This window comes from Microbacterium sp. NPDC077391, assembly GCF_040686955.1.
Classification (GTDB): Bacteria; Actinomycetota; Actinomycetes; order Actinomycetales; family Microbacteriaceae; genus Microbacterium; species Microbacterium commune.
Window position 1 is genome coordinate 186,433 of record NZ_JBFBMI010000002.1, and the last position, 24,534, is coordinate 210,966.

Below are 24,534 nucleotides of genomic sequence, written 5' to 3' on the forward strand. Positions count from 1 at the left end.
AGCTCACTGAGCGGCTTCGAAGAGCGCCAGCACGTCATCCACGGCGTCTGTGATGGTCAGGGTGACGACCGGGCGACCGAGACCGGAGAGCACGGCCGCGTCGCCCGCAGCCTGTGCCTCGATCAGCTGCCCGAACGTGAACGGGCGCCCGGGGATCTCCAGATCCACGTCGGTGCGCTCGGTGATCTGCAGGAACACGCCCTGGGCCGGGCCGCCCTTGTGGTACTGGCCCGTCGAATGCAGGAAGCGGGGCCCCCAGCCGAACGTGGTCGGACGTCCGGAGTCGGCGGCCACCATCTCGCGCAGCCCCGAGAGCTGGGGCATGTCGTTGCGGTCGACGTACGCGTGGATCGCCACGTATCCGTCGGTGCCGAGCCGCTCCCACAGGGCGTCGAGCACACCGGCGAGCGTACCCGAGCGCAGCAGCCCCGGATCCGACGCCCGCACCTCGATGCCGCTCTCGACGAATGCCGCCGTGGTCGCCTCCGGTCGCGCGTCGAGGAGACCGCGTGCGGCCGTCTTCGCGGCCTCGACATCGGGCTGGTCGAACGGATTGATGCCGAGCAGACGGCCGGCGATCGCCGTGGCGTACTCCCAGAGCAGGAACTGCGCGCCGAGCGTGCCGCTGACGAGGATCTCGCCGTGGTGGCGCAGGTGGAACTCGTCGGCGTCGTCGACGAGTCGCACGATCTGCAGATCGGCGGGCGCAGACTCCACCTCGGGGGAGACGGGCAGCAGCACGACGGGGAGGATGCCGGTGCCGGCCTTCCCGGTGGATTCGGCGATGAGCTGCTCGATCCAGTCGGGAAGCCCCTCGATGTGGGTGCCGTCGCTGATGAGCGCGAGCTTGTCGCGGCGGGGCTCCGTGCCCACGAGGGCGGCGGCAAGTCGCAGCGCCGGGTTCTCGGTCGAGTCGACGGCGAACTGCAGCATCGATGCCTCCGCCTCGTCGAGCAGCTCGGCGATGTCGGCGCCGGCGAGACCGGCCGGCACCAGGCCGAATGCCGTGAGCGCGGAGTACCGGCCCCCGACGTTTGGGTCGGCGGTGAAGACGCGGTATCCGGCCTCCCGCGCCGATTCCTCCAGCGGGGATCCGGGATCGGTGACGACGACGATGCGCTCGGCCGGGTCGATGCCGAGGTCGCTGAAGGCGGCCTCGAAGGCGCGGCGCTGCGAGTCCGTCTCGATGGTGGACCCGGACTTCGACGACACGACGAGTGCCGTGCGGGCGAGGCCCTCGTCGATCCCGCGCAGCACCTGCGCGGGTGCCGTGCTGTCGAGGATGGTCAGCGGCACGCCCGCGGTGTTCGCGATGACCTCGGGGGCGAGCGACGACCCGCCCATGCCGGCCAGCACGATGCGGTCGATCCCGCGCGCGCGGAGATCGTCGCGCAGTGCGACGATCTCCGCGACGAGCGGACGCGAGTTCGAGACGGCGTCGACCCAGCCGAGGCGAACGGACGCCTCGGCTGAGGCATCCGGACCCCACAGGTCGTTGTCGGCTGCGGTGACACGTGAGGCGACGAGGTCGTCGACCAGCCCTGGCACGAGCTGCTCGACGGCGGCCTGAGCCGCCTGCGACACGTGCACCGAGACGGTCATCGTGCGGCGTCCAGGACCCCTGCGACGCTCTCGAGCAGGCCGTGCCACGAGTCGATGAACTTGGCCACGCCCTCCTCCTCGAGCACCCGGGTGACGTCGTCGAAGTCGACGCCGACGGCCTTCAGGTTCGCCATCACCTCGTGCGACTCGGCGTAGGTCGAGGTGATCGTGTCGCCGGTGACCTCGCCGTGGTCGAAGGTCGCCTCGAGCGTCTTCTCGGGCATCGTGTTCACGACGCCGGGAGCGACGAGCTGGGTGACGTAGAGCGTGTCGGGCAGGTTCGGGTCCTTGACGCCGGTCGACGCCCACAGCGGCCGCTGCAGGTTGGCACCCAGGGCGATGAGATCCTGAGCGCGCTTCTCGGCGAACTTCTTCTCGAACAGCTCGTAGGCGAGGCGGGCGTTGGCGAGCCCCGCCTTGCTCTTCAGGGCCAGCGCCTCCTCGGTGCCGATCTCCTCCAGACGCTTGTCGGTCTCGGTGTCGACGCGAGACACGAAGAAGGAGGCGACCGAGTGGATGCTCGACAGGTCGAAGTCGGCGGAGTGCGCGCGCTCGAGGCCCGTGAGGTACGCGTCGATGACCTCTTCGTACCGCTCCAGGCTGAAGATCAGGGTGACGTTCACACTGATGCCGGTGGCGATCGCCTCGGTGATCGCGGGAAGACCGGCCTTGGTGGCGGGGATCTTCACCAGCAGGTTGGGGCGGTCGATCTTCTGCCACAGCTCCTTGGCCGACGCGACCGTGCCCTCGGTGTCGTGCGCGAGGTCGGGGGAGACCTCGATCGAGACGCGTCCGTCGACGTGGTTCGTCGCCTCCCACACCGGGCGGAAGACGTCCAGCGCGTCGGCCACATCCTGGGTGGTGGCGGCGAAGATCGCCTCTTCGGCGGATGCCCCGGCCGCGGCGAGCTCGCGGGTCTGCTCGTCGTAGGAGGTGTCGTTCTTGTCCATCAGCGCGGTGGCGAAGATGGTCGGGTTCGTGGTGACGCCGACGACGTTGCGGCTGTCGATCAGCTGCGCGAGGTTGCCGGAGCTGATGCGCGTGCGCGACAGATCATCGAGCCAGATGCTGACGCCGGCCTGTGCGAGGTTCTCGGTGGGGGTGCTCATGTCTCTCGTTCTCCTTCTGCAGCGCTCAGCGCGCTGCGTCGGCGATGGTCTCGCGTGCGGCCGAGACGACCGCCTCGGCGGTGACGCCGAACTTCTCGAACAGGGTCTTGTAGTCGGCCGACGCGCCGAAGTGGTCGATGCCGATCGAGCGACCGCGGTCGCCCACGATGCCGCGCCAGCTGGCGACGGAGCCCGCCTCCACCGAGACGCGCGCGGTGATGGACGCCGGCAGCACCGACTCGCGGTACGCCTCGTCCTGCTCGGCGAACCACTCCAGCGAGGGGGCCGAGACGACGCGCGCGCCCACGCCCTCCGCGGCGAGCGTCTCGCGCGCGGCGACCGCGAGCTGCACCTCGGAGCCGGTGGCGATCAGGATCACGTCCGGCGTGCCGTTCGGCGCCTCGGCGAGCACGTAGGCGCCCTTGGCGGTGTGCGCCGCCGACGCGAACGTGTCGCCCGAGGCCTCGCCGTCGCCGCGCTCGAAGACGGCGATGTTCTGCCGCGTCAGGGCGATGCCGGCCGGGCCGCCGTGACGGCGGAGCAGCTCGAGCCACGCGGCGGCGGTCTCGTTGGCGTCGGCGGGGCGCACCACGGTGAAGTTCGGGATCAGTCGCAGCGACGCGAGCTGCTCGATCGGCTGGTGCGTCGGGCCGTCCTCGCCGAGGGCCACCGAGTCGTGGGTCCAGACGAAGATGCTCGGCACGTTCATCAGGGCGGCCAGACGAACGGCCGGGCGCATGTAGTCGCTGAAGATGAGGAACGTGCCGCCGAACGCGCGGGTGGGCCCGTGCAGCACGATGCCGTTGATGATCGCGCCCATCGCGTGCTCGCGGATGCCGAAGTGCAGCACCCGTCCGTAGGGGGCGCCCTTCCACTCGTGCGTCGACCACTCCGTCGGGATGAACGACGGGGCGTCCTTGATGGTCGTCAGGTTCGACTCGGCCAGGTCGGCCGAACCACCCCACAGCTCGGGGAGCTGGGCGGCGAGAGCGTTGATGACCTGTCCGGATGCCGCTCGGGTCGAGACGTCCTTGTCGGCTTCGAAGACCGGCAGGGCGTCCGCGATGCCCTCGGGCAGCTCGTGCGCCTCGAGACGGTCGAGCAGCGCCTTGCGCTCGGGGTTCGCCTCGGCCCAGGCGTCGAACGACTTCTGCCACTCGGCACGCGCCTCGGCCGCCCGCTGCGCGAGTTCCCGGGTGTGCGCGATGACGTCGTCGGCGACGGCGAAGTGCTGCTCCGGGTCGAACCCGAGCACCTTCTTCGTCGCGGCCAGCTCGTCGGCGCCCAGCGCGGAGCCGTGGATCTTGCCGGTGTTCTGCTTGCCGGGGGAGGGCCAGCCGATGATCGTCTTCAGGATGATCAGCGAGGGCTTGGACTGCTCGCCCTGCGCCGCGGCGATCGCGGCGTGCAGCTCGGCGACGTCCTCGACGTACTCGCCGGTCTTCTTCCAGTCGACGGTCTGCACGTGCCAGCCGTACGCCTCGTAGCGAGCGGCCACGTCCTCGGTGAAGGCGACATCGGTGTCGTCCTCGATCGAGATCTGGTTGGAGTCGTAGATCGCGATGAGGTTGCCCAGCTGCTGGTGGCCGGCCAGCGAGGACGCCTCGCTGGTCACGCCCTCCTGCAGGTCGCCGTCACCGGCGATCACGTAGACGAAGTGGTCGAACGGGCTCGTGCCGGCGGCGGCATCCGGGTCGAACAGCCCGCGCTCGTACCGGGCGGCGTACGCAAAGCCGACGGCCGACGCGAGGCCCTGACCGAGGGGACCGGTGGTGATCTCGACGCCCTTGGTGTGCCCGTACTCGGGGTGCCCAGGGGTCTTCGAACCCCAGGTGCGCAGCGACTCGAGGTCTTCGAGCTCGAGTCCGAAGCCGCCGAGGTACAGCTGCACGTACTGCGTGAGCGAGGAGTGGCCGACCGACAGGATGAAGCGGTCACGGCCGAGCCAGTCGGTGTCGGTGGGGTCGTGACGCATCACGCGCTGGTAGAGGAGGTACGCCGCGGGAGCGAGGCTCATCGCCGTGCCGGGGTGGCCGTTGCCCACCTTCTCGACAGCATCCGCCGCGAGCACCCGGGCGGTGTCCACCGCTCGTCGGTCGATCTCATCCCAGTGCAGTTCTGCCACAGCCATACTCCTTTAGACGCTCGGGGACGCTCCCGCATTCCTGCGCCTTCCTCGTCTTCACGGAGTGGATGTGCACAGCAGCGGGTGCGCGAGTGGGTTTCAGCATAGCGGTGCGCACACGACGGGTCGGCGTGTGTTGCACGCGACGGCACGGCCGCGGCAGACCCCTTCGGCGCGGGTTCTGAGCGGCGTGCCGAGTCACCCGCCGAAGGCCGGGCTCGACACGCCTGGTGGCATAGAATGGGGGCACATCCGCCATGTATAAGGAGGGGATCGCGATCTCGACGACATCGCAGACCGCCGCGATTCATCACTCGCTCGGTCAGAGGATCCGCGGTTACATCGCCCTCACCAAGCCTCGCGTACTCGAGCTTCTGCTCGTCTCCACCGTTCCGGTGATGTTCCTGGCCGAGGGCGGGATGCCCGATCTCTGGCTCGTCATCGCGACCGTCATCGGCGGTGCGATGAGCGCATCCTCGGCGGCCTCGTTCAACATGTACCTCGATCGCGACATCGACGTGCACATGAAGCGCACCGAGAACCGGCCGCTCGTGACCGGCGAGGTCTCTCCGCGCGGTGCCCTGGTCTTCTCGTGGGTGCTGGCCGTGGCATCCACCGTCTGGCTGCTGCTCACGACCAACTGGCTCGCCGCGACGCTCTCGGTGATCGCCATCTTCTTCTACGTCGTGATCTACACGATGATCCTCAAGCGCCGCACCGAGCAGAACATCGTCTGGGGCGGCATCGCGGGATGTTTCCCCGTGCTGATCGGCTGGAGCGCCGTCACCGGGTCGCTCGACTGGCCGCCGCTGGTTCTCTTCGTGCTCGTCTTCCTCTGGACGCCGCCGCACTACTGGCCGCTGTCGATGAAGTACAAGGACGACTACGACGACGTCGACGTGCCGATGCTCGGCGTCACCCGGTCGGCCTCGCAGGTGGGTCTGCAGGTCATTCTGTACGCGTGGGCGACCGTCGCGTGCTCGCTGCTGCTCGTGCCCGTCGCGCACATGGGACTCGTCTACACCGTCTCGGCCCTCGTCTTCGGCGGCTGGTTCATCTACGAGTCGCACCGCCTGTACAACCGGGCCGTGCACGGCGACGAGGCGCGGCCGATGCGGGTGTTCCACGCGTCGATCACCTACCTCACCCTGATCTTCGTCGCCGTCGCGGTCGACCCGCTGCTGCCGTTCTGATCCTCCGATCGACATCACGAACAGGCCCCCGCCGGATCCATCCGGCGGGGGCCTGTTCGTGGCGTCGAGTCTGGTCAGGCCGCGGGCGTCTTCAGTCTGGTGACGACCACGGTGTACGTCGCGGCAGACAGCGCGGCGAGCACCATATGGATGCCGACCAGCACCGGGGGCAGACCGGTGCGCGCCTGCAGCACGCCGACGCCGACCTGCACGAGGATCGCGACGACGAGCACGAGCATCCACCGGCGCGGCGGCAGCTTCAGCACCCATGCCGACACGGCCAGGATGAGCACGAGGACTGCCAGCACGTAGCCCGGCCAGGCGTGCACGTGGGCGAGGATGCTGGCGTCGAAGCCCTGCCGCTGGATGTCGATGTCGCCGGAGTGGGGGCCTGAGCCCGTGGTCAGCACGCCGAAGACGATCGTGAGAGCCAGCGCGACACCGGTGAGATGCGCCGTGATCGAGAACCAGGCCGGAACGGCGGGGATGCGCCTGCCCGGCTGCGCGCGCAGGCGCACGAGGAACAGGGCCGTGACGCACACGAGGAGCAGGGACACCGTGTAGTGGAAGCCGACGAGGAACGGGTTGAGGCTGCTGATCACCGCGAAGCCGCCGACGACCGCCTGTGCCATCACGCCCACCAGCACCACCCACGCCAGGACGGCGAGGTCGCGCCGCTCGGTCGTCTGCCGGAGCGAGTCGACGGCTCCCACCAGCACCGCGAGGAGCAGCACGGCGGACATGAGCGCCGCATCCGGAAGACCCAGCGCGGACGCCGCGATGTACACCGCGACCCCTGCGGCGATGCCGCCGAGCGCGAACCAGACGGCGCGCAGCACCAGTCGGCGTCCGCTGATGACGTGCAGCGTGAGCATGAGCACGGCGAGCGCGAGCAGACCCACGACGCCGGTCATCACCCGGTTGCCGAACTCGATCGCCCCGTGCACGCCCTGCACCTCGAGGATCGGCACGAGCGACTCCGGCGTGCACAGCGGCCACTCCGTGCAGCCCAGGCCGGAGCCGGTCAGCCGCACGGCGCCGCCGGTGCCGATGATCAGCACCTCGGCGGCGAACGACAGCCACGCGAAGACGCGCAGCCGCCGGCCGATCGTCGTCGGCAGCCAGCTCAGGGTGTCGCCGGGCGTGCGCCTGCGCGGGAGGGTATCCGTAGCGGCGTTGTGGTTCATGGTGCCTCCGGTTCGCGGAATCGACAGGCGGGCGCGGCCCGCTCGCGAGGCGGAACCTGTAGAATCGGGATTGTGATGAGGGGCGCACACAGCGCGGATTCCCTCACCGACAGTTTAGGCGCGAGTCTCGCGCCGAAGATGAGGGCCCATGAGCGGCATCCTTTTCCCGAAGACTCGACGGGGAACCGGTGTGCCGGGGCGGATGACACCGTCTGGGCCGTGTTGAGGAGAGTGTGTCATGTCGGATGTCCTGATCGACCGCCCGGAACTGGATGGGCTGGGGGTGTACGAGTTCGGCTGGCACGACGCCGATGCCGCCGGAGCCAGCGCGCGCCGCGGTCTCTCCGAGGACGTCGTGCGCGACATCTCCGCTCTCAAGAACGAGCCGGAGTGGATGCTGAAGACCCGCCTCAAGGGGCTGTCGCTGTTCGACCGCAAGCCGATGCCCACCTGGGGTGCGGATCTCAGCGACATCGACTTCGACAACATCAAGTACTTCGTCCGCTCCACCGAGAAGCAGGCGCAGAGCTGGGAAGACCTTCCCGACGACATCAAGAACACCTACGAGCGTCTCGGCATCCCCGAGGCCGAGCGTCAGCGTCTCGTCGCCGGCGTCGCCGCGCAGTACGAGTCCGAGGTCGTCTACCACCAGATCCGTGAGGACCTCGAGGCCCAGGGCGTCATCTTCATGGACACCGACACGGCGCTGCGCGAGCACCCCGAGTTCTTCGAGGAGTACTTCGGCACCGTGATCCCGACCGGCGACAACAAGTTCGCCGCGCTCAACACGGCGGTGTGGTCGGGCGGCTCGTTCGTGTACGTGCCCAAGGGCGTTCACGTCGAGATCCCGCTGCAGGCGTACTTCCGCATCAACACCGAGAACATGGGTCAGTTCGAGCGGACCCTGATCATCGCCGACGAGGACAGCTACGTCCACTACATCGAGGGCTGCACCGCCCCGATCTACAAGTCGGACTCGCTGCACTCGGCCGTCGTCGAGATCATCGTGAAGAAGAACGCCCGCGTGCGCTACACGACGATCCAGAACTGGTCGAACAACGTCTACAACCTCGTCACCAAGCGCGCGGTCGCCCACGAGGGCGCGACGATGGAGTGGGTCGACGGCAACATCGGCTCCAAGGTGACGATGAAGTACCCCTCCATCTACCTGATGGGCGAGCACGCGAAGGGCGAGACCCTGTCGGTCGCCTTCGCCGGTCCCGGTCAGCACCAGGACGCGGGCGCGAAGATGGTGCACATGGCGCCGTACACGCAGTCGTCGATCGTGTCGAAGTCGATCGCCCGCGGCGGCGGACGCGCCGGGTACCGCGGCGAGGTCCGCGTGGACGCCGCTGCGCACCACTCCGCCAACTCGGTGGTCTGCGACGCGCTTCTCGTCGACACGCAGTCGCGCTCCGACACGTACCCGGCGATCGACATCCGCGTCGACGATGTCCAGCTCGGTCATGAGGCCACGGTCTCGAAGGTCAGCGAGGAGCAGCTCTTCTACCTGCAGTCCCGCGGCATCGAGGAGACCGAGGCGATGGCGATGATCGTGCGCGGGTTCATCGAGCCCATCGCACGCGAGCTGCCCATGGAGTACGCGATGGAACTGAACAAGCTCATCGAGATGGGCATGGAAGGATCGGTCGGCTGATGACGGCCCCCACCCAGGCGCCCGAGCTGGCGCCGCAGACGAACGCGCACATCGACCCTGCCGCGCAGGTCGCGAGCGCCGGCTTCGTGCCGGTGCAGACCCGCTCCGAGCGTCCGAGGTCGTTCGACCCGGATGACTTCGGCGTTCCGACCGGCCGCGAGGTCAACTGGAAGCACACCCCCGTCGCGCAGATGAAGACGCTGTTCGACACCGCAGCCGTGAGCGACGCGGTCACCTACACCTTCAGTCACGAGCAGTACGTCAGCGCGCCGCTCGCGCACGGCGCCGCGCCGCGGGGCGAGTTCTTCGTCCCGGAGGACGTCGTCTCGGCCGTGGCATGGCAGGGTGCGGCCGAGGCGCTGCACCTCAGCATCCCGGCCGATGAGGAGGTCGCAGAGCCGATCGTCGTGACGATCGACGGCAGCGGCGGCCGCGCTGACGCGCACCTCGTGATCGAGGCCGGACGCCACAGCGTCGCCACCGTCGTGCTGCAGCACGGCGGTACGGCGGAGTACGCGCAGAACGTCGAGATCATCGTGCGCGACGGCGCGAAGCTCAAGGTCGTCACCGTGCAGCGCTGGGAGGACGACGCAGTGCACGCGGCCGCCCACCAGGCGCGCGTCGACCGCGACGCCGAGCTCACGCACATCGTGGTCAGCCTCGGCGGCGGCGTCGTGCGTGTGAACCCGAACGTCGAGCTCGCGGGCACCGGGTCGCACGGCTACCTGTACGGGCTGTCGTTCGCCGACTCCGGCCAGCACCTGGAGAGCCAGGTCTACCTGCACCACAAGGGTGCGCACACCACGGGCGATGTGCTGTATAAGGGCGCGCTGCACGGTCAGAGCGCGCACAGCGTCTGGATCGGCGACGTGCTGATCGGACCGGACGCGACCGGCACCGACTCGTACGAGGCGAACCGCAACCTCGTGCTCACCGAGGGCGCCCGCGCCGACTCGATCCCGAACCTCGAGATCCAGACCGGCGACATCGCCGGGGCGGGACACGCGAGTGCGACGGGTCGCTTCGACGACGAGCAGCTGTTCTACCTGCAGGCGCGAGGCATCTCCGAGGAGGAGGCGCGCCGCCTGGTCGTGTTCGGCTTCCTCACCGAGGTCGTGCAGCGCATCGGCATCCCGACGCTGCAGGACGAGCTGACCGCCGCGCTCGAGGCCGAGCTCGAGGCGGTGACCCGATGAGCGCACAGCGCGCCTGCAGTGTCAGCGAGCTGGAGCAGGACACGCCGCTGCGCGTCGAGCTCGACGGCATCGCGATCTCGATCGTGAAGGACAGCGACGACGAGATCCACGCGATCGGCGACCGCTGCACGCACGGCGACATCTCGCTCTCCGAGGGGTTCGTGGAAGGCAAGACGCTGGAATGCTGGGCCCACGGCTCGGCGTTCTCGCTCGAGACCGGCCACCCCCTCAACCTCCCCGCTTACGAGCCCGTCCCGGTGTTCGTCGTCGAGATCGACGGTGACGACGTGCTCATCGACCCCACTGTCACTAAGGAAGTCTGAATGTCTGTTCTCGAGATCCGCGACCTGCACGTAACGGTCGAGACCGACCAGGGCGAGACGCCGATCCTCAACGGGATCGACCTCACCATCAAGACCGGTGAGACGCACGCCATCATGGGCCCCAACGGCTCGGGCAAGTCGACGCTCGCCTACACGATCGCCGGCCACCCCAAGTACACCGTCACGCAGGGCACCATCACCTTCGACGGTGCGGACGTGCTCGAGATGAGCGTCGACGAGCGCGCCCGCGCCGGCCTCTTCCTCGCGATGCAGTACCCGGTCGAGATCCCCGGTGTCACGGTCACGAACTTCCTGCGCACCGCCAAGACCGCGATCGACGGCGAGGCGCCCTCGATCCGGCAGTGGACGAAGGACGTCAAGGCGGCCATGTCGAACCTGCGCATGGACCCCAAGTTCGCTCAGCGAAACGTCAACGAGGGCTTCTCGGGTGGCGAGAAGAAGCGTCACGAGATCATGCAGCTCGAGGTGCTCAAGCCGAAGCTCGCCGTTCTCGACGAGACCGACTCCGGTCTCGACGTCGACGCGCTGAAGATCGTCTCCGAGGGCGTCAACCGCGCCAAGGACGCCACGAACCTCGGTGTGCTGCTGATCACCCACTACACCCGCATCCTGCGCTACATCCGCCCCGACTACGTGCACGTCGTCGTCAAGGGACGGATCGTGGAGGAGGGCGGACCCGAGCTCGCCGACCGGCTCGAGGCGGAGGGCTACGATCGCTTCCTCGACCCCGCCGAGCCGATCGAAGCGTAGGCTGGGAGCATGACCGCGACGCTCAGCCCCGAGAAGTTCGACGAGGTCACCGAGGCTCTCAAGGACGTGATGGATCCCGAGCTCGGGATCAACGTCGTCGATCTCGGCCTCATCTACGATCTCTCGTGGGACGACGAGAACGACGCACTCGTGATCCACATGACGCTGACCAGCGCCGGATGCCCGCTCACCGACGTCCTCGAGGAGCAGACCGCCCAGGCGCTGGACTCGGTCGTCGAGCAGTTCCGGATCAACTGGGTGTGGATGCCGCCGTGGGGCCCGGAGCGGATCACGGACGACGGGCGCGACATGATGCGCGCCCTCGGGTTCGCGATCTGAGCTGACGGGCGTCGGCGACTGGGTCGAGGTCGACAAGATCTGCCGACCCACGCTGTAGGTGTCGGCGTGCGCCGCCTGGGATCTTCTCAATACTGTGGGAATCGACAACGTGACAGCCGCTTCGGTGCACGTAACCCACGACCTCGGAGGATCCATGGCTCCCGACCGCCGTCCGCTCAGCGCTGATCTGGCGCGCATCGCCGTCTTCGCCGCACTGGTGATCGTGCTCGGCACGGTGATGGTGCCGCTGCCGAGCGGTGTTCCGATCACCGGTCAGACGCTCGGCGTCATGCTCGCTGGACTCGTGCTCGGCGCGCGCCGTGCGCCGCTGTCGGTGCTGCTCATGCTCGCACTCGCGGCGATCGGACTCCCGGTGCTGGCCGGGGGACGCGGTGGGCTCGGAGCCTTTGTCGGGCCGACCGCCGGATACATGGCGGGCTGGGTCGTCGGGGCGGTCGTGATCGGCCTGATCGCGCACAGTGGGCGCTTCACCTGGTGGCGTGCGGCCACCGGATCCCTCGTCGGCGGCATCATCGTCGTCTACCTCTTCGGGATCCCGGTGCAGGCCGCTGTCACCGGCGTGCCGCTCGACCTGACGGCGCTGTCGACCGTCGCCTTCCTTCCCGGCGACCTGATCAAGGCGACGCTGGCGACCGTGCTCGCGGTCGCGCTCCGCCGGGCGTACCCCCGGGCCTTCCCGGCGGGAGTCGGCGCGCCTGCGCGAGCTGTCGGCGCCACTCCCGTCCCCGCGCGGTGACAACCGCTCACATCGCCTTCGACGACGTGTCCTACGTCGTCGACGATGCTCCGATCCTGCGTGGCGTCACGACCCGGTTGACCGCGTCACGCACGGCGGTGATCGGCGCCAACGGCTCGGGGAAGTCGACGTTCGCCCGCATGATCAACGGGCTGCGTCAGCCGACCTCCGGCTCCGTCCGCGTGCTGGGACTCGACCCGGCGGCCGATGCCGCGAGGGTGCGCTCGCGGGTGGGCTTCGTGTTCACCAACCCCGAGGCTCAGATCCTCATGCCGACACCAGCCGAGGATCTCGCGCTCTCTCTCGGCTCCCTGTCGCGAGCGATGCGCACGCTGCGCGTCGAGCAGATCCTCGAGCAGTACGGGCTGGCCGGGCGGGGCGATCAGCCCGTCTCCGAGCTCTCGGGCGGCCAGCGACAGCTGCTGGCGCTGGCTGCGGTGCTGTGCATCGATCCCCGGCTGGTCGTCGCGGATGAGCCGACCACGCTGCTCGATCTGCGCAACGCCCGCCGGATCGCCGACCTGCTGCTCACGCTGCCGGTGCCGGTCGTGATCGTCACACACGATCTGGAGCTGGCGGCGCGCTGCGACGCGGCGGTGCTCTTCGACGGCGGGCGCCTGGTCGAGACGGGGGAGCCGCCAGCCGTGATCGAGACGTATCGGCGGATCAGCGCGTGATCTCCCTGTATCGGGCCGGCGACAGCATCCTGCACCGGATCCCCGCCGGGTGGAAGCTTCTCGCGCTGGCGATCTGCGCGCTGGCCATCTCGATCACGCGTCTGCCCACGACCGGGACCATCGTGCTGCTCGGTGCGGCCACGACCGTGCTGCTCTCGACCGGCGCGGGCCTGCGGGGGACAGCTCTGGCCTGGTGGCGGCTGCGCTGGCTGATCGTCGTGCTGGGCGGCGCGCTGGTCGTCTTCGTCGACGTCACCGCCGCGGTGCAGAGCACCGGCCGGGTGGTGGCCATGCTCCTGCTGGCGGAGGCGGTGACGAGGACCACCAGGACGGGCGACCTGCTCGACGTGCTGCGCCGGCTGTTCCGGCCGCTGCGCGTGTTCGGCGTGGATCCTGAGACCCCGGCTCTCGCCGTCTCGCTGACGATCACGATGGTGCCCGTGCTCGCCGGCCTCCTCGAGCAGGTGCGCGACGCGCAGCGCGCGAGGGGAGTGCGGCTCGGTGTGCGGGCCGCCGTGCCCCTGCTCGTGCTCGCGATGAAGCACGCCGACGACGTGGGCGATGCGCTCACCGCCCGAGGGCTCGCCCGCTGACCTCACGGGCCGGCCGTGGGGCGGGGGCGCGGGCGTCCTCCCATCCTGAAAGGCCCCGCATCGCCCGCGAACTATACTGGGAGGCTGGCCCCTCGGCCGCTCTCCCCTCTACGAACGGATACCGCTGTGCTCGCCGTGCATGACCTCGAGATCCGCGTCGGAGCACGTGTGCTCATGTCGGACGTCTCGTTCCGGGTCGCCGCCGGCGACAAGATCGGCCTCGTCGGCCGCAACGGCGCCGGCAAGACCACCCTGACGAAGGTGCTCGCCGGCGACGTGCTGGCCTCCGAGGGCAAGGTCACACGATCGGGCGAGATCGGGTACCTCCCGCAGGATCCGCGCATCGGCGACCCTGAGATGCTCGCCAGGACCCGCATCCTCGATGCGCGCGGTCTGGGCACTATCCAGCTCGGCATCGCCACGGCCTCGCACGACATGGCATCCGATGATACGAAGATCGCCGAGCGCGCCATGCGCAAGTTCGCCAACCTCACCGAGCGGTTCGAGGCGCTCGGAGGCTATGCGGCCGAGGCCGAGGCGGCGTCCATCGCCAACAACCTCTCGCTGCCCGATCGCATCCTCGATCAGCCGCTGAGCACGCTCTCCGGCGGCCAGCGTCGAAGGATCGAGCTCGCCCGCATCCTGTTCTCCGACGCCGACACGATGATCCTCGACGAGCCCACCAACCACCTCGACGCCGACAGCGTGGTGTGGCTGCGCGAGTTCCTGAAGAACTACAAGGGCGGGCTCATCGTGATCAGCCACGATGTCGAGCTCGTCGGCGAGACGGTCAACCGCGTGTTCTACCTCGACGCGAACCGCCAGGTCATCGACATGTACAACATGAACTGGAAGAACTACCTGCGCCAGCGGGTGGCGGATGAGGAGCGCCGCAAGAAGGAGCGCGCCAACGCCGAGAAGAAGGCCACCCAGCTGCAGCTGCAGGCCGCGCGGTTCGGCGCCAAGGCGTCGAAGGCCGCCGCGGCGCACCAGATGGTCGCGCGCGCCGAGAAGCTGCTGTCGGGCCTCGACGAGGTGCGTCAGGTCGACCGGGTCGCGAAGCTGCGCTTCCCCAAGCCCGCGCCGTGCGGGAAGACGCCGCTGATGGCATCCGGGCTGTCGAAGTCGTACGGCTCGCTCGAGATCTTCACCGACGTCGATCTCGCTATCGACCGCGGCTCGAAGGTCGTCGTGCTGGGGCTGAACGGTGCGGGCAAGACCACGCTGCTGCGTCTGCTCGCCGGCGTCGACCAGCCCGACACGGGTCAGCTCGAGCCAGGCCACGGCTTGAAGATCGGCTACTACGCGCAGGAGCACGAGAACCTCGACGTGAAGCGGTCGGTGCTGGAGAACATGATCTCCGCGGCCCCCGATCTGAACGAGACCGAGGCGCGCAAGGTGCTCGGATCCTTCCTCTTCACCGGTGACGACGTGCACAAGCCCGCCGGCGTGCTCTCGGGCGGCGAGAAGACTCGTCTGTCGCTGGCGACGCTGGTCGTGTCGGCGGCGAACATGCTGCTGCTCGACGAGCCGACGAACAACCTCGACCCCGCCTCCCGCGAGGAGATCCTGGGCGCGCTCGCGCACTACGAGGGAGCGGTCGTGCTCGTCTCGCACGACCCCGGTGCGGTGGCGTCGCTCAATCCCGAGCGCGTGCTGATCCTGCCCGACGGCGTCGAGGACATCTGGAGCAAGGAGTACCAGGACCTCATCGAGCTCGCCTGAGGCGCTCGCCTGCGGCGCTGACCGCTGCGGGTCAGCGTGTCGCGGAGTCGAGCAGCGCGTCCTCGTCGTCGGCGTCCCGGTCGCGGCGACGCGGCTGGCGGGTCGGCAGCTCTCCGGCATCCTCCTTGGCCTTCACGATCTCGATGCGGATGACGTAGCCGATGAAGGCGAAGCCCATCACCGCGAACAGGATCCACTGGATCGCGTACGACAGATGCGGGCCGGGGTCGTCGGTGGGGGAGGTGAACCCGCCCAGAGCGGATGCCGCGGCCGGATCCTCGGAGACGAGCTGTCCGTAGGCGCTCGTCACGAGCGCCGGATTCACCCGCTCGGCGATCGTGGGGAGATGGATCGTGGGCACCTGTCCCGCCGGCGCACTGCGACCCGACGAGGGCAGGCGCTCGCCCGGACGCAGCCGCACCACCACGGTGCTCTCGCCCGCGGGGGGCGCGGGAACCGTCTTCGGAACGGCGTCCTCGCCCGACGAGATCCAGCCGCGGTCGACCAGCAGGACCAGGCCGCTCTCATCCCGGAAGGGCACCAGCACCTCGAACGCGCTCGTGCCGCCGTGCGGACGGTTGCGCACGAGAAGCTGCTGGTCGGCGAGGTACTCCCCGCGCAGCAGCACCGGATGCCACTCGTCGGCCGGCGCGAGCGCTGCGTCGTCACCGAGCAGCTCGGCGACGGGCACCGGCTCCGCGTCGTAGTTGCGCTCGACCAGCGCGATCTGCTCCGCACGCGCCTCGTTGCGGTCGAACTGCCACTGCGACAGGAAGGCGCATGCGATCGCGAAGCCGATCGCGACGAGCAGGTATATGCCCCAGCGCATCAGACGGCTCACGCGGGCATCCCCTCGTGCACGGTGACGGGGAAGTCCCTCGCCCGGAGATAGTCGCTCAGGAACCCCACGTGCGCGTCGCAGGCGAGCCAGATCTTGCGTCGGTCCTCGGCGTGGATGCGCGGGTTGCGCCAGACGATGTGGTGGGTGGCGCGTTCTCGGCATTCCGCCCGCGCGCACTCGAGCTCGGCTGTCATCGCTCGCCGGCCTCGCGGTCGCCCGGTCTCTCGATGATGGTGATGACGTCCGGATCCGCGCCGGTGGGTGCGGGGGCGGAGGCGCGTGGCGCTTCGAGCTGCGTGACCGGCGACTCGACGGTGCTGGAGGTGCTGTCGCTGCCCGCGTTCGCGTAGACGACGGCGATGTACGGGAGGAAGATCGCGGCGACGGCGAACGCCCACGTCCACCACCCGAGCGGCTGCACGAGCACCATGAGCAGGAAGCAGACCGTGCGGATGATCATCGTCAGCGCGTACCGGCGCACGCGGTGGTCCGCCTCGGCCTGCGGCGACTGCGGCAGGGAGGTGACAGCGGGGGCGCGGCGCTTCTCTTTCACGGTGCTTCCAGCCTACGCCGCGCGCGGCATGCCGGACGCCGCTCGGCGGGCCGCGCGCGGCAGGACGTGGTCGGTAGGATGGCGTGCGATCCGATCCCCAGTCAGGAGCCCTACATGAGCGCTGAGCGCGTCGTCCTCGTCACCGGCGGAAACCGCGGCATCGGCCGTGCCATCGCCGAACGCTTCGTCCGCGACGGATACCGCGTCGCGGTCACGGCACGCAGCGGCGAGGGCCCCGAGGCCACTCTGACCGTGCGTGCCGACGTCACCGACGCCGCCGCCATCGACGCGGCGTTCACCGAGGTCGAGCAGCAGCTCGGACCGGTCGAGATCGTCGTCGCCAACGCCGGGATCACCAAGGACACCCTTCTGATGCGCATGAGCGAGGACGACTTCGACAGCGTCGTGGCGACCAACCTCGGCGGCACCTTCCGGGTCGTCAAGCGCGCCTCGAAGGGCATGCTGCGCGCGCGCTTCGGACGCGTCATCCTGATCTCCAGTGTCGTCGGCCTGTACGGCTCGGCAGGGCAGGTCAACTACTCGGCCTCCAAGAGCGCGCTGGTCGGCTTCGCCCGCTCGCTCACCCGGGAGCTGGGCGGTCGCGGCATCACCGCGAACGTGGTCGCACCGGGGTTCATCGAAACCGACATGACGGCGGAGCTGCCCGAGGACACGCAGAAGCAGTACAAGGCGAGCATCCCCGCGGGCCGTTTCGCGACGCCGGACGAGGTGGCCGGTGCGGTCGTGTGGCTCGCGGGCGACGACGCGGCCTACATCTCGGGAGCCGTCATCCCGGTCGACGGCGGGCTCGGCATGGGGCACTGAGCCCGGCCGGCGCGGACCGGGACAGGCGGCACCTCAGGGCAGCAGCGGGATGATCTCGGACAGATCCTGCGCTCCGACGACGAGCGACGCCGCCGCGCGCACGGCGGGCTTGGCGTTGAACGCGATCCCGAGCCCTGCCACGGCCATCATCGTGAGATCGTTCGCGCCGTCCCCGATCGCGATCGTCGCGTGCGGTGCGACGCCCAGTTCAGCGGCCCAGCTCTGCAGCGACGCCGCCTTCGCGTCGGCGTCGACGATCTCCCCGTCGACGGCGCCGGCGAGCACGTCGCCCTCGAGCAGAAGCCGGTTCGCCCGCCAGCGATCGACGCCCAGACCCGGTGCGATGTGGTCGAGGATCTCGTGGAACCCGCCGGAGACCACGCCGACGACACCGCCGCGCTCATGCACCGCCGCGGTCAGCTCGTGCACGCCCGGCGTGGGCTCGATCCGGGCGCGCACGCGCTCGAAGGCGGCGGTGGGCACGCCGCGCAGCGCGTCGACACGTGAACGCAGGCTCGTCGCGAAGTCCACCTCACCGCGCATCGCCGCTTCGGTGGCCGCCTGCACCTCGGCGCGGCGACCCGCCTCGTCGGCGAGGAGTTCGATCACCTCATTGCGGATGAGGGTGGAATCGGCATCGAGGACGACGAGGAATCGCGCAGCGGTCACCCGTCGAGCGTAGCGCTCAGCGGGTGACGCGCACGCCCTTGCCGACGACCGTGATGCCCGAGTCGGTCACCGTGAAGCCGCGTTCCAGGTCGCGTTCGCGGTCCACCCCGACCGTCGCGCCGTCCTCGAGGATGACGTTCTTGTCGAGGACCGCGCGACGCACGCGGGACCCGAGCCCCATGTGCACGTTGTCGAGGAGCACCGAGTCGGTGATCGTCGAGCCGCCCAGCGCGACGCCGCGCAGCCCGATCACGCTCCGCTCGATGTGCGTGCCCGAGAGCACCGAGCCCGCGGCGACGATCGAGTCGATCGCGTTGCCGATCCTGCCGACCGCATCCCGCACGAACTTGGCCGGCGGCATGTTGACGTTCTGCGTGCGGATCGGCCAGTCGGTGTTGTACAGGTTGAAGATCGGCAGCGTCGAGATCAGGTCCATGTGGGCGTCGAAGTACGAGTCGATGGTCCCGACATCCCGCCAGTACGAGCGATCCCGCGGCGACGAGCCGGGCACATCGTTCTGCTTCATGTCGTAGTAGCCCGCCTCGCCGCGCTGCACGAAGTAGGGGATGATGTCGCCGCCCATGTCGTGCCCGGATGAGGCGGATTCGCCGTCCGCCTCCACCGCGGCGACGAGCGCGTCGGCGTTGAAGACGTAGTTGCCCATGGAGACGAGCACCTCGTCGGGGGAGTCGGAAAGCCCGACCGGGTCGGCCGGCTTCTCGAGGAAGTCGCGGATGCGTCCGGTGTCGGGATCCGCGTCGATCACCCCGAACTGCGAGGCCAGCGCGATCGGCTGACGGATGCCGGCCACGGTGGCGGGCGCGCCGGACGCGATGTGCGCGTCGATCATCTGTTGGAAGTCCATGCGGTAGACGTGATCCGCGCCGATCACGACGACGATGTCCGGCTTCTCGTCGTTGATGAGGTTGAGGCTCTGCAGGATCGCGTCGGCGGAGCCGGAGAACCAGCGCTTCCCGAGACGCTGCTGGGCAGGAACGGAGGTGACGTACGAGTCGAGCAGCGCCGACATCCGCCAGTTCTGCGAGACGTGCCGGTCGAGGCTGTGCGACTTGTACTGCGTCAGCACGACGACCTGCCGCAGGCCCGAGTTGATGAGGTTGGATATCGCGAAGTCGATCAGGCGGTACTGGCCGCCGAAGGGCACCGCAGGCTTGGCTCTGTCCGCGGTGAGGGGCATGAGGCGCTTGCCCTCACCGCCGGCGAGGATGATCCCGAAAACCTTCTTTGGAGCCGACATGCGTCCACCATAGAGCGCCCGACGACCGATGTACTACCGTGCAGACATGCGAGTCGACATCATCACCAAGGAATATCCGCCGGAGATCTACGGCGGCGCCGGCGTGCATGTCGCCGAGCTCGTGGCGGCGCTGCGCAGCAGCATCGAGGTGCAGGTGCGCGCCTTCGGGGCCGAACGCGCCGAGCCGGGCACGCACGCGTATCGGGTCCCGGCGGAGCTGGCCGCGGCGAATCCCGCGCTGCAGACCCTCGGCACGGATCTGGTCATGGTCGGCGACGTCGCCGGAGCCGACCTCGTGCACAGTCACACCTGGTACGCGAACTTCGCCGGCCATCTCGCGTCTCAGCTGCACGGCATCCCGCACGTGCTCACCGCGCACAGCCTCGAGCCGCTGCGGCCGTGGAAGGCCGAGCAGCTCGGCGGCGGCTACGCGGTCTCGAGTGGAATCGAGCGGCTCGCGTACGAGAACGCCGCCGCGATCGTCGCCGTCAGCGACGGCATGCGCCAGGACATCCTGCGCAGCTACCCGCAGGTCGACCCGCAGCGTGTGCGCGTGATCCACAACGGCATCGACGTCGAGCGCTGGCGCCCGGTCGAGAACCCCGAGTTCCTGGCGAGCATCGGGATGGATCCGTCTCGCCCGTCGGTGGTCTTCGTCGGACGCATCACCAGGCAGAAGGGGCTGCCGTATCTGCTGCGCGCCGCCCGGCTGCTGCCGCCGGACGTGCAGCTCGTGCTGTGCGCTGGCGCTCCCGACACCCCCGAGATCATGGCGGAGGTGCAGGAGGGCGTCCGCCTGCTGCAGCAGACGCGCGAGGGGGTCATCTGGATCGAGCGGATGCTGCCGCGCGACGAGCTGTCGGCGATCCTCGCCGCCGCCACCACGTTCGTGTGCCCCTCGGTGTACGAGCCGCTGGGCATCGTCAACCTCGAGGCGATGGCGTGCGGCGCCGCGGTGGTCGGCACCGCGACGGGTGGTATCCCCGAGGTCGTCGACGACGGGGTGACGGGGCGGCTGGTGCCGATCGAGCAGCTGCAGGACGGCACCGGGACTCCCGTGGATCCCGAGCGCTACGTCTCGGATCTCGCCGCCGCGCTCACCGAGGTCACGGGCGACCCCGCACGGGCGCGACAGTACGGCGAGGCCGGAAGGGAGCGAGCCCGCAGCCAGTTCAGCTGGGGCGCGATCGCCGACACCACGCGCGCGCTCTACGAGGAGCTGACCGCCTGAGCCGATAGGCTGACCTCATGTCGAGCGCTCTGGATCTCACCGATGTCGTCGTGCGTCGCGAAGGCCGCAACATCGTCGATCGGGTGACCTGGTCGGTGTCCGAGGATCAGCGCTGGGTGGTGCTCGGGCCCAACGGCGCCGGCAAGACGACGCTGCTGCAGCTCGCCGACACCCTCATGCACCCGACGTCGGGCACGGTGACCGTGCTCGGCGAGACCCTCGGACGCACCGACGTGTTCGAGCTGCGGCCGCGGATCGGCTTCGCCTCGTCCGCCATGGCCCGCCGCATTCCGCGCGACGAGACCGTGCTCAACGCGGTCATGACCGCCGCGTTCAGCGTGATGGGTCGCTGGAACGAGGACTACGAGGCCATCGATGAGCGGCGCGCGCGGCGTGTGCTCGCCGACTGGCGCCTGGAGCACCTCGCGGAGCGCCTGTTCGGAACGCTCAGCGACGGCGAGCAGAAGCGCGTGCAGATCGCCCGCGCGGTGATGACCGATCCGGAGCTGCTGCTGCTCGACGAGCCCACGGCGAGCCTCGACCTCGGCGCCCGCGAGGAGCTGCTGCAGCTGCTCGGCGGGTACGCCGCATCGCCGACCACCCCGGCGATGGTCATGGTGACCCACCACGTCGAGGAGATCCCGGTGGGCTTCACTCACGTGCTGCTGCTGCGTGACGGCGCTGTCGTCGCCGGCGGGCCGATCGCCGAGACTCTGACGGCGGAAGCGCTCACCGAGGCGTTCGGCATGCCGATCGTGCTCACGCAGGACGGCGGCCGCTACGCCGCACGCGCCGCCTGAGTGGTGCTAAAGTAGATCCTTGGTGCGATAGCACCACAGACTTCCCTCGACTCTGGCAGAATCCAGGGCACCACGTAAGGAACCCCATGAAGACTGACATCCACCCCGACTACCGCGCGGTCGTTTTCCGTGACCTCGGCTCGGGAGAGACCTTCCTCACCCGCTCCACCGTCACGAGCGACAAGACCATCGAGCTGGACGGTGTGGAGTACCCCGTCATCGATGTCGAGATCTCGTCGGCTTCGCACCCGTTCTACACGGGCAAGCAGCGCATCATGGACTCGGCCGGTCGTGTCGAGCGGTTCAACCAGCGCTTCAAGAACTTCGGCGGCTCCGCCAAGTAAGCAGCCGCAGCGAAGGCCCCGCCCCGGCGGGGCCTTCGTCGTGCCCGGGCTCCGCGATCGGGCACCTGGCCTCATCGCATCCGGCCCCTCGCATCCGGCGTGCCGGCGCCCTCAGCCTCGAACCGGCCACGAGCCGTCGAGACGCTGCTCGGGGTCGATCCGCCCGATCCCGATGAAGTACTCCGTGAGGCTCGCCGCCTGGTCCCGTGCCCACCCGATCTGCCTGGTGTGCAGGTCGGCTGCCGAGCGGGGCAGCGAGAACCGGCGGGCGAGGGCGAGCGCCACCCGCCCCGCGGCCACGGCATCCGCCGACGCCTCATGCGCGTCATCCAGAGGCACCGCGTAGTGATCGGCGACGACGGTGAGCGTGCGCTTGCCGCGACGGTATCGGTCGAACGCCTTGTCGAGGACCAGCGGGTCGATGACCGGCGACGGACTGATCAGCTCGGGGATCCCGTGGCGGCGCGCCTCGTGCGCGAGGAGCGAGAAGTCGTACGAGGCGTTGTACGCGACGATCGGCAGACCCTGCGCGAACAGTGCGCGAAGGGCATGCACGATCTCGGCCACCACCTCACGCGCCGGTCGACCGTCGGCCCTGGCCTGCTCGGTGCTGATCCCGTGGACGGCCGCCGCGCCGTCGGGGATGGGCACTCCCGGATCGGCCAGCCAGTCACGGGCGGCGAGCTCCCTGCCGTGCCGATCGAGCACCCCGACGTGCGCGGTGACGATGCGATCCTGCGCCACATCGACGCCGGTCGTCTCGAGATCGAACACGCCCACGCGGGTGAGCCAGGCCGGAGCATCGAGCGGGAAGGTCATGCCGACACCATAGGAGGGGGCGCCGACACGGCCCGATTCCGCACCGACGGCCCGGGATCACTACGCTGTGCTGGTGACCTGGACGGTATGGCTCTCCCTGTTGGCCGCATGCGTGGTGATCAGCTTCACACCCGGGGCCGGGGCGATCAACACGATGAGCAACGCCCTCGTGCAGGGCTGGCGCCGTTCGCTGTGGGGCGTGCTCGGCCAGCAGGCCGCTCTCATCGTGCACGTGGTCATCGTCGCGGCGGGGGTGGGCCTGGTCGTCTCGCGATCGCCGCTGCTCTTCGAGATCATCAGGTACGCCGGCGCCGCCTACCTGATCTATCTCGGCATCCGCCTCCTCCTGACGCCGCCGCAGCCGCAGGGCGTCGACACGACCATCTCGGCGCGCGAAGGCGCATGGTCGATCTTCCGGCGGGGATTCTGGGTGAACCTGCTCAACCCGAAGGCGATCGTGTTCTTCCTCGCCTTCGTGCCGCAGTTCGTCCGGTTGGACCGCGATCCGCTGCCGCAGTACCTGGTGCTCGTCGGCACCGTGATCGTCGTGGACATCCTGGTGATGTGGTTCTTCTTCGCCGCCGCCGCCAAATCGTTCCGGCGGTTCACGACCCACGCCCGCGGTCAGCGCGTCCTGAACTCGGTCTTCGGCGCCCTTTTCATCGCCGTCGCCGCGCTGCTGCTGTTCCTGCACTGACGACCCACCTGCTCGCGCGGTCTTCCTGCACCGATCGCGTCGGCGGCCGGTTGTCCACCGTCGCCGCGATACCGGCTCCGTGCGACCCGCGGCGGCATGCACTCTGGTCGAACCCGGGCTGGTCCCGGCAACGAAGGAGCACGCTATGAGCATCACCAACGACGTCCTGACCATCGCCGGGAACATCGGCAACGACCCGACCGGCAACGAGACCCGAAGCGGCAAGGTGGTGATCAACTTCCGCGTCGCCACCTCGTCCGGGTACTTCGATCAGCGCACCGGCGCCTGGGTCGACGGGGTCACCAACTGGTATGCGGTTTCGGCGTTCGGCAAGCTCGCCGAGCACGCGAAGGCGTCGCTGCACCGCGGCGACCCCGTCATCGTCGTCGGGCGTCTGCGCCAGAAGGAGTGGGAGGCGAACGGCAAGAAGGGCATCGACATCGAGCTCACCGCCGACGCGATCGGCCACGACCTGCGGCGCGGTACGAGCGCGTTCGTGCGCCGCCCGCGTCCGGAGCAGGCCAGCGTGCCGCCCGCCGGCGACGACGCACCGGCGTTCGACGAGCCCACCGCGGCGGATCATGAGGCGTGGGCAGACGCCGGGCTGCGTCCGGCCGGTGGGCCGGATTCCGACGACCCCGCGGGGGAGTCCCGCGATGACGCTCTGACCTTCGCGTGATGCCCGACGCGGCGGGGACGCAGAACCGAGCGCCTAGACTCGAGGCGTGCGCCACAGGTCCTCCGTCCCCGCCCGGCGGTCGGCGCGATCATGCTCTCTGCTGGTCAGCGCGGGGGCGCTCGCGCTCGCGCTGACGGCCTGTGCTCCGACGGCTGCTCCTGTCACGCCCCCCGTCTCACCGTCGCCTGCGCCTGCGGCCGCCGAGAGCGCCCCCGCACCGTCTGCCTCGCCGACGGGTGCGGATGCCGCTCTCGCCGCCTTCACGGAGGTCACCGCCCGCGTGTGGGCATCGGACTCGCGGCTGCAGGGCCGTGCCTACGTCGACGCCCTCGAGCAGGCCGGCTTCGCGAAGGACGCGATGCAGGTGACCGCCGATCGGAGCACGGTCGGCAACCCCGCGGAGAGCCTGCAGTTCTCGGTCGCGTGGAGCGACACGCAGTGCCTCGTCGGTCAGGTCGGCCCGTCGACCGGCGAGCCCGTCACGGCGGTGCTTCCTCGACTGGCTGACGGAGCCTGTCTCGTGGGCGGCACCAGGCCCATCGACTGGTGACCCGTCGTCGGAGT

27 protein-coding genes are annotated in these 24,534 nt (G+C 69.4%); 17 read left to right on the forward strand and 10 right to left on the reverse strand.

The window, feature by feature from the left end; genetic code table 11:
• Positions 1-3: 3 nt before the first annotated feature.
• The 3 genes from AB0O65_RS06200 to tkt are packed head-to-tail and all read right to left on the reverse strand — an operon-like array spanning position 4 to position 4,836.
• The gene (locus AB0O65_RS06200; RefSeq protein ID WP_363383695.1) at positions 4-1,602 is read right to left on the reverse strand and encodes a glucose-6-phosphate isomerase; all 1,599 of its coding nucleotides are present in this window, start codon (positions 1,600-1,602) and stop codon (positions 4-6) included.
• A complete protein-coding gene (gene tal, locus AB0O65_RS06205) occupies positions 1,599-2,711 on the reverse strand; it encodes a transaldolase (protein ID WP_071643392.1) in 1,113 nt (370 codons plus the stop codon). The genes AB0O65_RS06200 and tal overlap by 4 nt, the downstream gene beginning before the upstream one ends.
• 25 nt (positions 2,712-2,736) lie before the next feature.
• On the reverse strand, positions 2,737-4,836 hold the full coding sequence (gene tkt / locus AB0O65_RS06210; RefSeq protein ID WP_363383697.1) for a transketolase: 2,100 nt from the start codon (positions 4,834-4,836) through the stop codon (positions 2,737-2,739).
• Positions 4,837-5,093: 257 nt separating this feature from the next.
• On the opposite strand from tkt, the gene AB0O65_RS06215 reads away from it, so the two are divergent.
• Positions 5,094-6,029, forward strand: coding sequence for a heme o synthase (locus AB0O65_RS06215; RefSeq protein ID WP_071643396.1), 936 nt, complete (start codon positions 5,094-5,096; stop codon positions 6,027-6,029).
• 74 nt (positions 6,030-6,103) lie between these two features.
• Here AB0O65_RS06215 and AB0O65_RS06220 read toward each other — a convergent pair whose 3' ends face one another.
• Positions 6,104-7,216 (reverse strand): COX15/CtaA family protein, encoded by a 1,113-nt coding sequence (locus AB0O65_RS06220; RefSeq protein WP_363383699.1) that lies wholly within the window; start codon positions 7,214-7,216, stop codon positions 6,104-6,106.
• 238 nt (positions 7,217-7,454) lie between these two features.
• Between AB0O65_RS06220 and sufB the strand changes: the two genes are divergently transcribed.
• The 9 genes from sufB (at position 7,455) to AB0O65_RS06265 (ending at position 15,254) form a co-directional block, all read left to right on the forward strand.
• Positions 7,455-8,873 carry a Fe-S cluster assembly protein SufB gene (gene sufB / locus AB0O65_RS06225; RefSeq protein WP_071643400.1) on the forward strand — a complete coding sequence of 473 codons (1,419 nt, stop codon included), beginning with the start codon at positions 7,455-7,457 and terminating at the stop codon, positions 8,871-8,873.
• Positions 8,873-10,069 carry a Fe-S cluster assembly protein SufD gene (sufD, locus tag AB0O65_RS06230; protein WP_313478419.1) on the forward strand — a complete coding sequence of 399 codons (1,197 nt, stop codon included), beginning with the start codon at positions 8,873-8,875 and terminating at the stop codon, positions 10,067-10,069. Before sufB ends, sufD begins: the two co-directional genes overlap by 1 nt.
• Positions 10,066-10,392, forward strand: a complete 327-nt coding sequence (locus AB0O65_RS06235; protein ID WP_071643402.1) for a non-heme iron oxygenase ferredoxin subunit — start codon at positions 10,066-10,068, stop codon at positions 10,390-10,392. Before sufD ends, AB0O65_RS06235 begins: the two co-directional genes overlap by 4 nt.
• Positions 10,393-11,163: a Fe-S cluster assembly ATPase SufC gene (gene sufC / locus AB0O65_RS06240; RefSeq protein ID WP_071643404.1), complete on the forward strand. Its 771-nt coding sequence runs from the start codon at positions 10,393-10,395 to the stop codon at positions 11,161-11,163.
• A gap of 9 nt (positions 11,164-11,172) precedes the next feature.
• On the forward strand, positions 11,173-11,502 hold the full coding sequence (locus tag AB0O65_RS06245) for a metal-sulfur cluster assembly factor (protein ID WP_191713341.1): 330 nt from the start codon (positions 11,173-11,175) through the stop codon (positions 11,500-11,502).
• Positions 11,503-11,656: 154 nt separating this feature from the next.
• A complete protein-coding gene (locus tag AB0O65_RS06250; protein ID WP_071643415.1) occupies positions 11,657-12,259 on the forward strand; it encodes a biotin transporter BioY in 603 nt (200 codons plus the stop codon).
• Positions 12,256-12,936, forward strand: coding sequence for an ABC transporter ATP-binding protein (locus AB0O65_RS06255; RefSeq protein WP_363383703.1), 681 nt, complete (start codon positions 12,256-12,258; stop codon positions 12,934-12,936). The genes AB0O65_RS06250 and AB0O65_RS06255 overlap by 4 nt, the downstream gene beginning before the upstream one ends.
• A complete protein-coding gene (locus AB0O65_RS06260) occupies positions 12,933-13,529 on the forward strand; it encodes an energy-coupling factor transporter transmembrane component T (RefSeq protein WP_071643417.1) in 597 nt (198 codons plus the stop codon). Before AB0O65_RS06255 ends, AB0O65_RS06260 begins: the two co-directional genes overlap by 4 nt.
• 126 nt (positions 13,530-13,655) lie before the next feature.
• Entirely contained in the window at positions 13,656-15,254 is a 1,599-nt protein-coding gene (locus AB0O65_RS06265; RefSeq protein ID WP_071643424.1) for an ABC-F family ATP-binding cassette domain-containing protein, read from the forward strand.
• Between the two features lie 31 nt (positions 15,255-15,285).
• Here the strand turns inward: AB0O65_RS06265 and AB0O65_RS06270 are convergent, their stop codons facing one another.
• The 3 genes from AB0O65_RS06270 to AB0O65_RS06280 are packed head-to-tail and all read right to left on the reverse strand — an operon-like array spanning position 15,286 to position 16,648.
• Positions 15,286-16,083, reverse strand: a complete 798-nt coding sequence (locus AB0O65_RS06270; protein WP_071643490.1) for an SURF1 family protein — start codon at positions 16,081-16,083, stop codon at positions 15,286-15,288.
• Between the two features lie 8 nt (positions 16,084-16,091).
• On the reverse strand, positions 16,092-16,289 hold the full coding sequence (locus AB0O65_RS06275; RefSeq protein WP_071643429.1) for a hypothetical protein: 198 nt from the start codon (positions 16,287-16,289) through the stop codon (positions 16,092-16,094).
• A complete protein-coding gene (locus AB0O65_RS06280; RefSeq protein WP_071643432.1) occupies positions 16,286-16,648 on the reverse strand; it encodes a DUF3099 domain-containing protein in 363 nt (120 codons plus the stop codon). The genes AB0O65_RS06275 and AB0O65_RS06280 overlap by 4 nt, the downstream gene beginning before the upstream one ends.
• A gap of 114 nt (positions 16,649-16,762) precedes the next feature.
• On the opposite strand from AB0O65_RS06280, the gene AB0O65_RS06285 reads away from it, so the two are divergent.
• The gene (locus AB0O65_RS06285; RefSeq protein WP_363383706.1) at positions 16,763-17,473 is read left to right on the forward strand and encodes a beta-ketoacyl-ACP reductase; all 711 of its coding nucleotides are present in this window, start codon (positions 16,763-16,765) and stop codon (positions 17,471-17,473) included.
• 33 nt (positions 17,474-17,506) lie between these two features.
• On the opposite strand, the gene serB is transcribed toward AB0O65_RS06285, so the two are convergent.
• Both serB and glgC read right to left on the reverse strand, forming a co-directional pair.
• A complete protein-coding gene (gene serB, locus AB0O65_RS06290; RefSeq protein WP_363383708.1) occupies positions 17,507-18,142 on the reverse strand; it encodes a phosphoserine phosphatase SerB in 636 nt (211 codons plus the stop codon).
• Between the two features lie 16 nt (positions 18,143-18,158).
• Positions 18,159-19,400 (reverse strand): glucose-1-phosphate adenylyltransferase, encoded by a 1,242-nt coding sequence (glgC, locus tag AB0O65_RS06295; RefSeq protein ID WP_071643438.1) that lies wholly within the window; start codon positions 19,398-19,400, stop codon positions 18,159-18,161.
• Positions 19,401-19,446: 46 nt separating this feature from the next.
• Between glgC and glgA the strand changes: the two genes are divergently transcribed.
• From glgA to AB0O65_RS06310, 3 genes are all read left to right on the forward strand, one after another.
• Positions 19,447-20,631 (forward strand): glycogen synthase, encoded by a 1,185-nt coding sequence (gene glgA, locus AB0O65_RS06300; protein WP_313478436.1) that lies wholly within the window; start codon positions 19,447-19,449, stop codon positions 20,629-20,631.
• 17 nt (positions 20,632-20,648) lie between these two features.
• Complete coding sequence (locus AB0O65_RS06305; protein ID WP_071643442.1) at positions 20,649-21,431, forward strand: ABC transporter ATP-binding protein; 783 nt, start codon at positions 20,649-20,651, stop codon at positions 21,429-21,431.
• 86 nt (positions 21,432-21,517) lie between these two features.
• A complete protein-coding gene (locus AB0O65_RS06310) occupies positions 21,518-21,775 on the forward strand; it encodes a type B 50S ribosomal protein L31 (protein WP_071643444.1) in 258 nt (85 codons plus the stop codon).
• A gap of 111 nt (positions 21,776-21,886) precedes the next feature.
• On the opposite strand, the gene AB0O65_RS06315 is transcribed toward AB0O65_RS06310, so the two are convergent.
• Positions 21,887-22,594: a 3'-5' exonuclease gene (locus AB0O65_RS06315; protein WP_071643446.1), complete on the reverse strand. Its 708-nt coding sequence runs from the start codon at positions 22,592-22,594 to the stop codon at positions 21,887-21,889.
• 73 nt (positions 22,595-22,667) lie between these two features.
• Here AB0O65_RS06315 and AB0O65_RS06320 point away from each other — a divergent pair, with 73 nt between their 5' ends.
• The 3 genes from AB0O65_RS06320 to AB0O65_RS06330 all read left to right on the forward strand — a co-directional run bounded on the left by AB0O65_RS06320 (position 22,668) and on the right by AB0O65_RS06330 (position 24,520).
• Positions 22,668-23,291, forward strand: coding sequence for a LysE family transporter (locus AB0O65_RS06320; protein ID WP_071643492.1), 624 nt, complete (start codon positions 22,668-22,670; stop codon positions 23,289-23,291).
• Positions 23,292-23,436: 145 nt separating this feature from the next.
• Positions 23,437-23,970: a single-stranded DNA-binding protein gene (locus AB0O65_RS06325; protein WP_363383712.1), complete on the forward strand. Its 534-nt coding sequence runs from the start codon at positions 23,437-23,439 to the stop codon at positions 23,968-23,970.
• A 46-nt stretch (positions 23,971-24,016) separates the two neighbouring features.
• On the forward strand, positions 24,017-24,520 hold the full coding sequence (locus AB0O65_RS06330; RefSeq protein WP_313478443.1) for a hypothetical protein: 504 nt from the start codon (positions 24,017-24,019) through the stop codon (positions 24,518-24,520).
• Positions 24,521-24,534 lie beyond the last annotated feature (14 nt).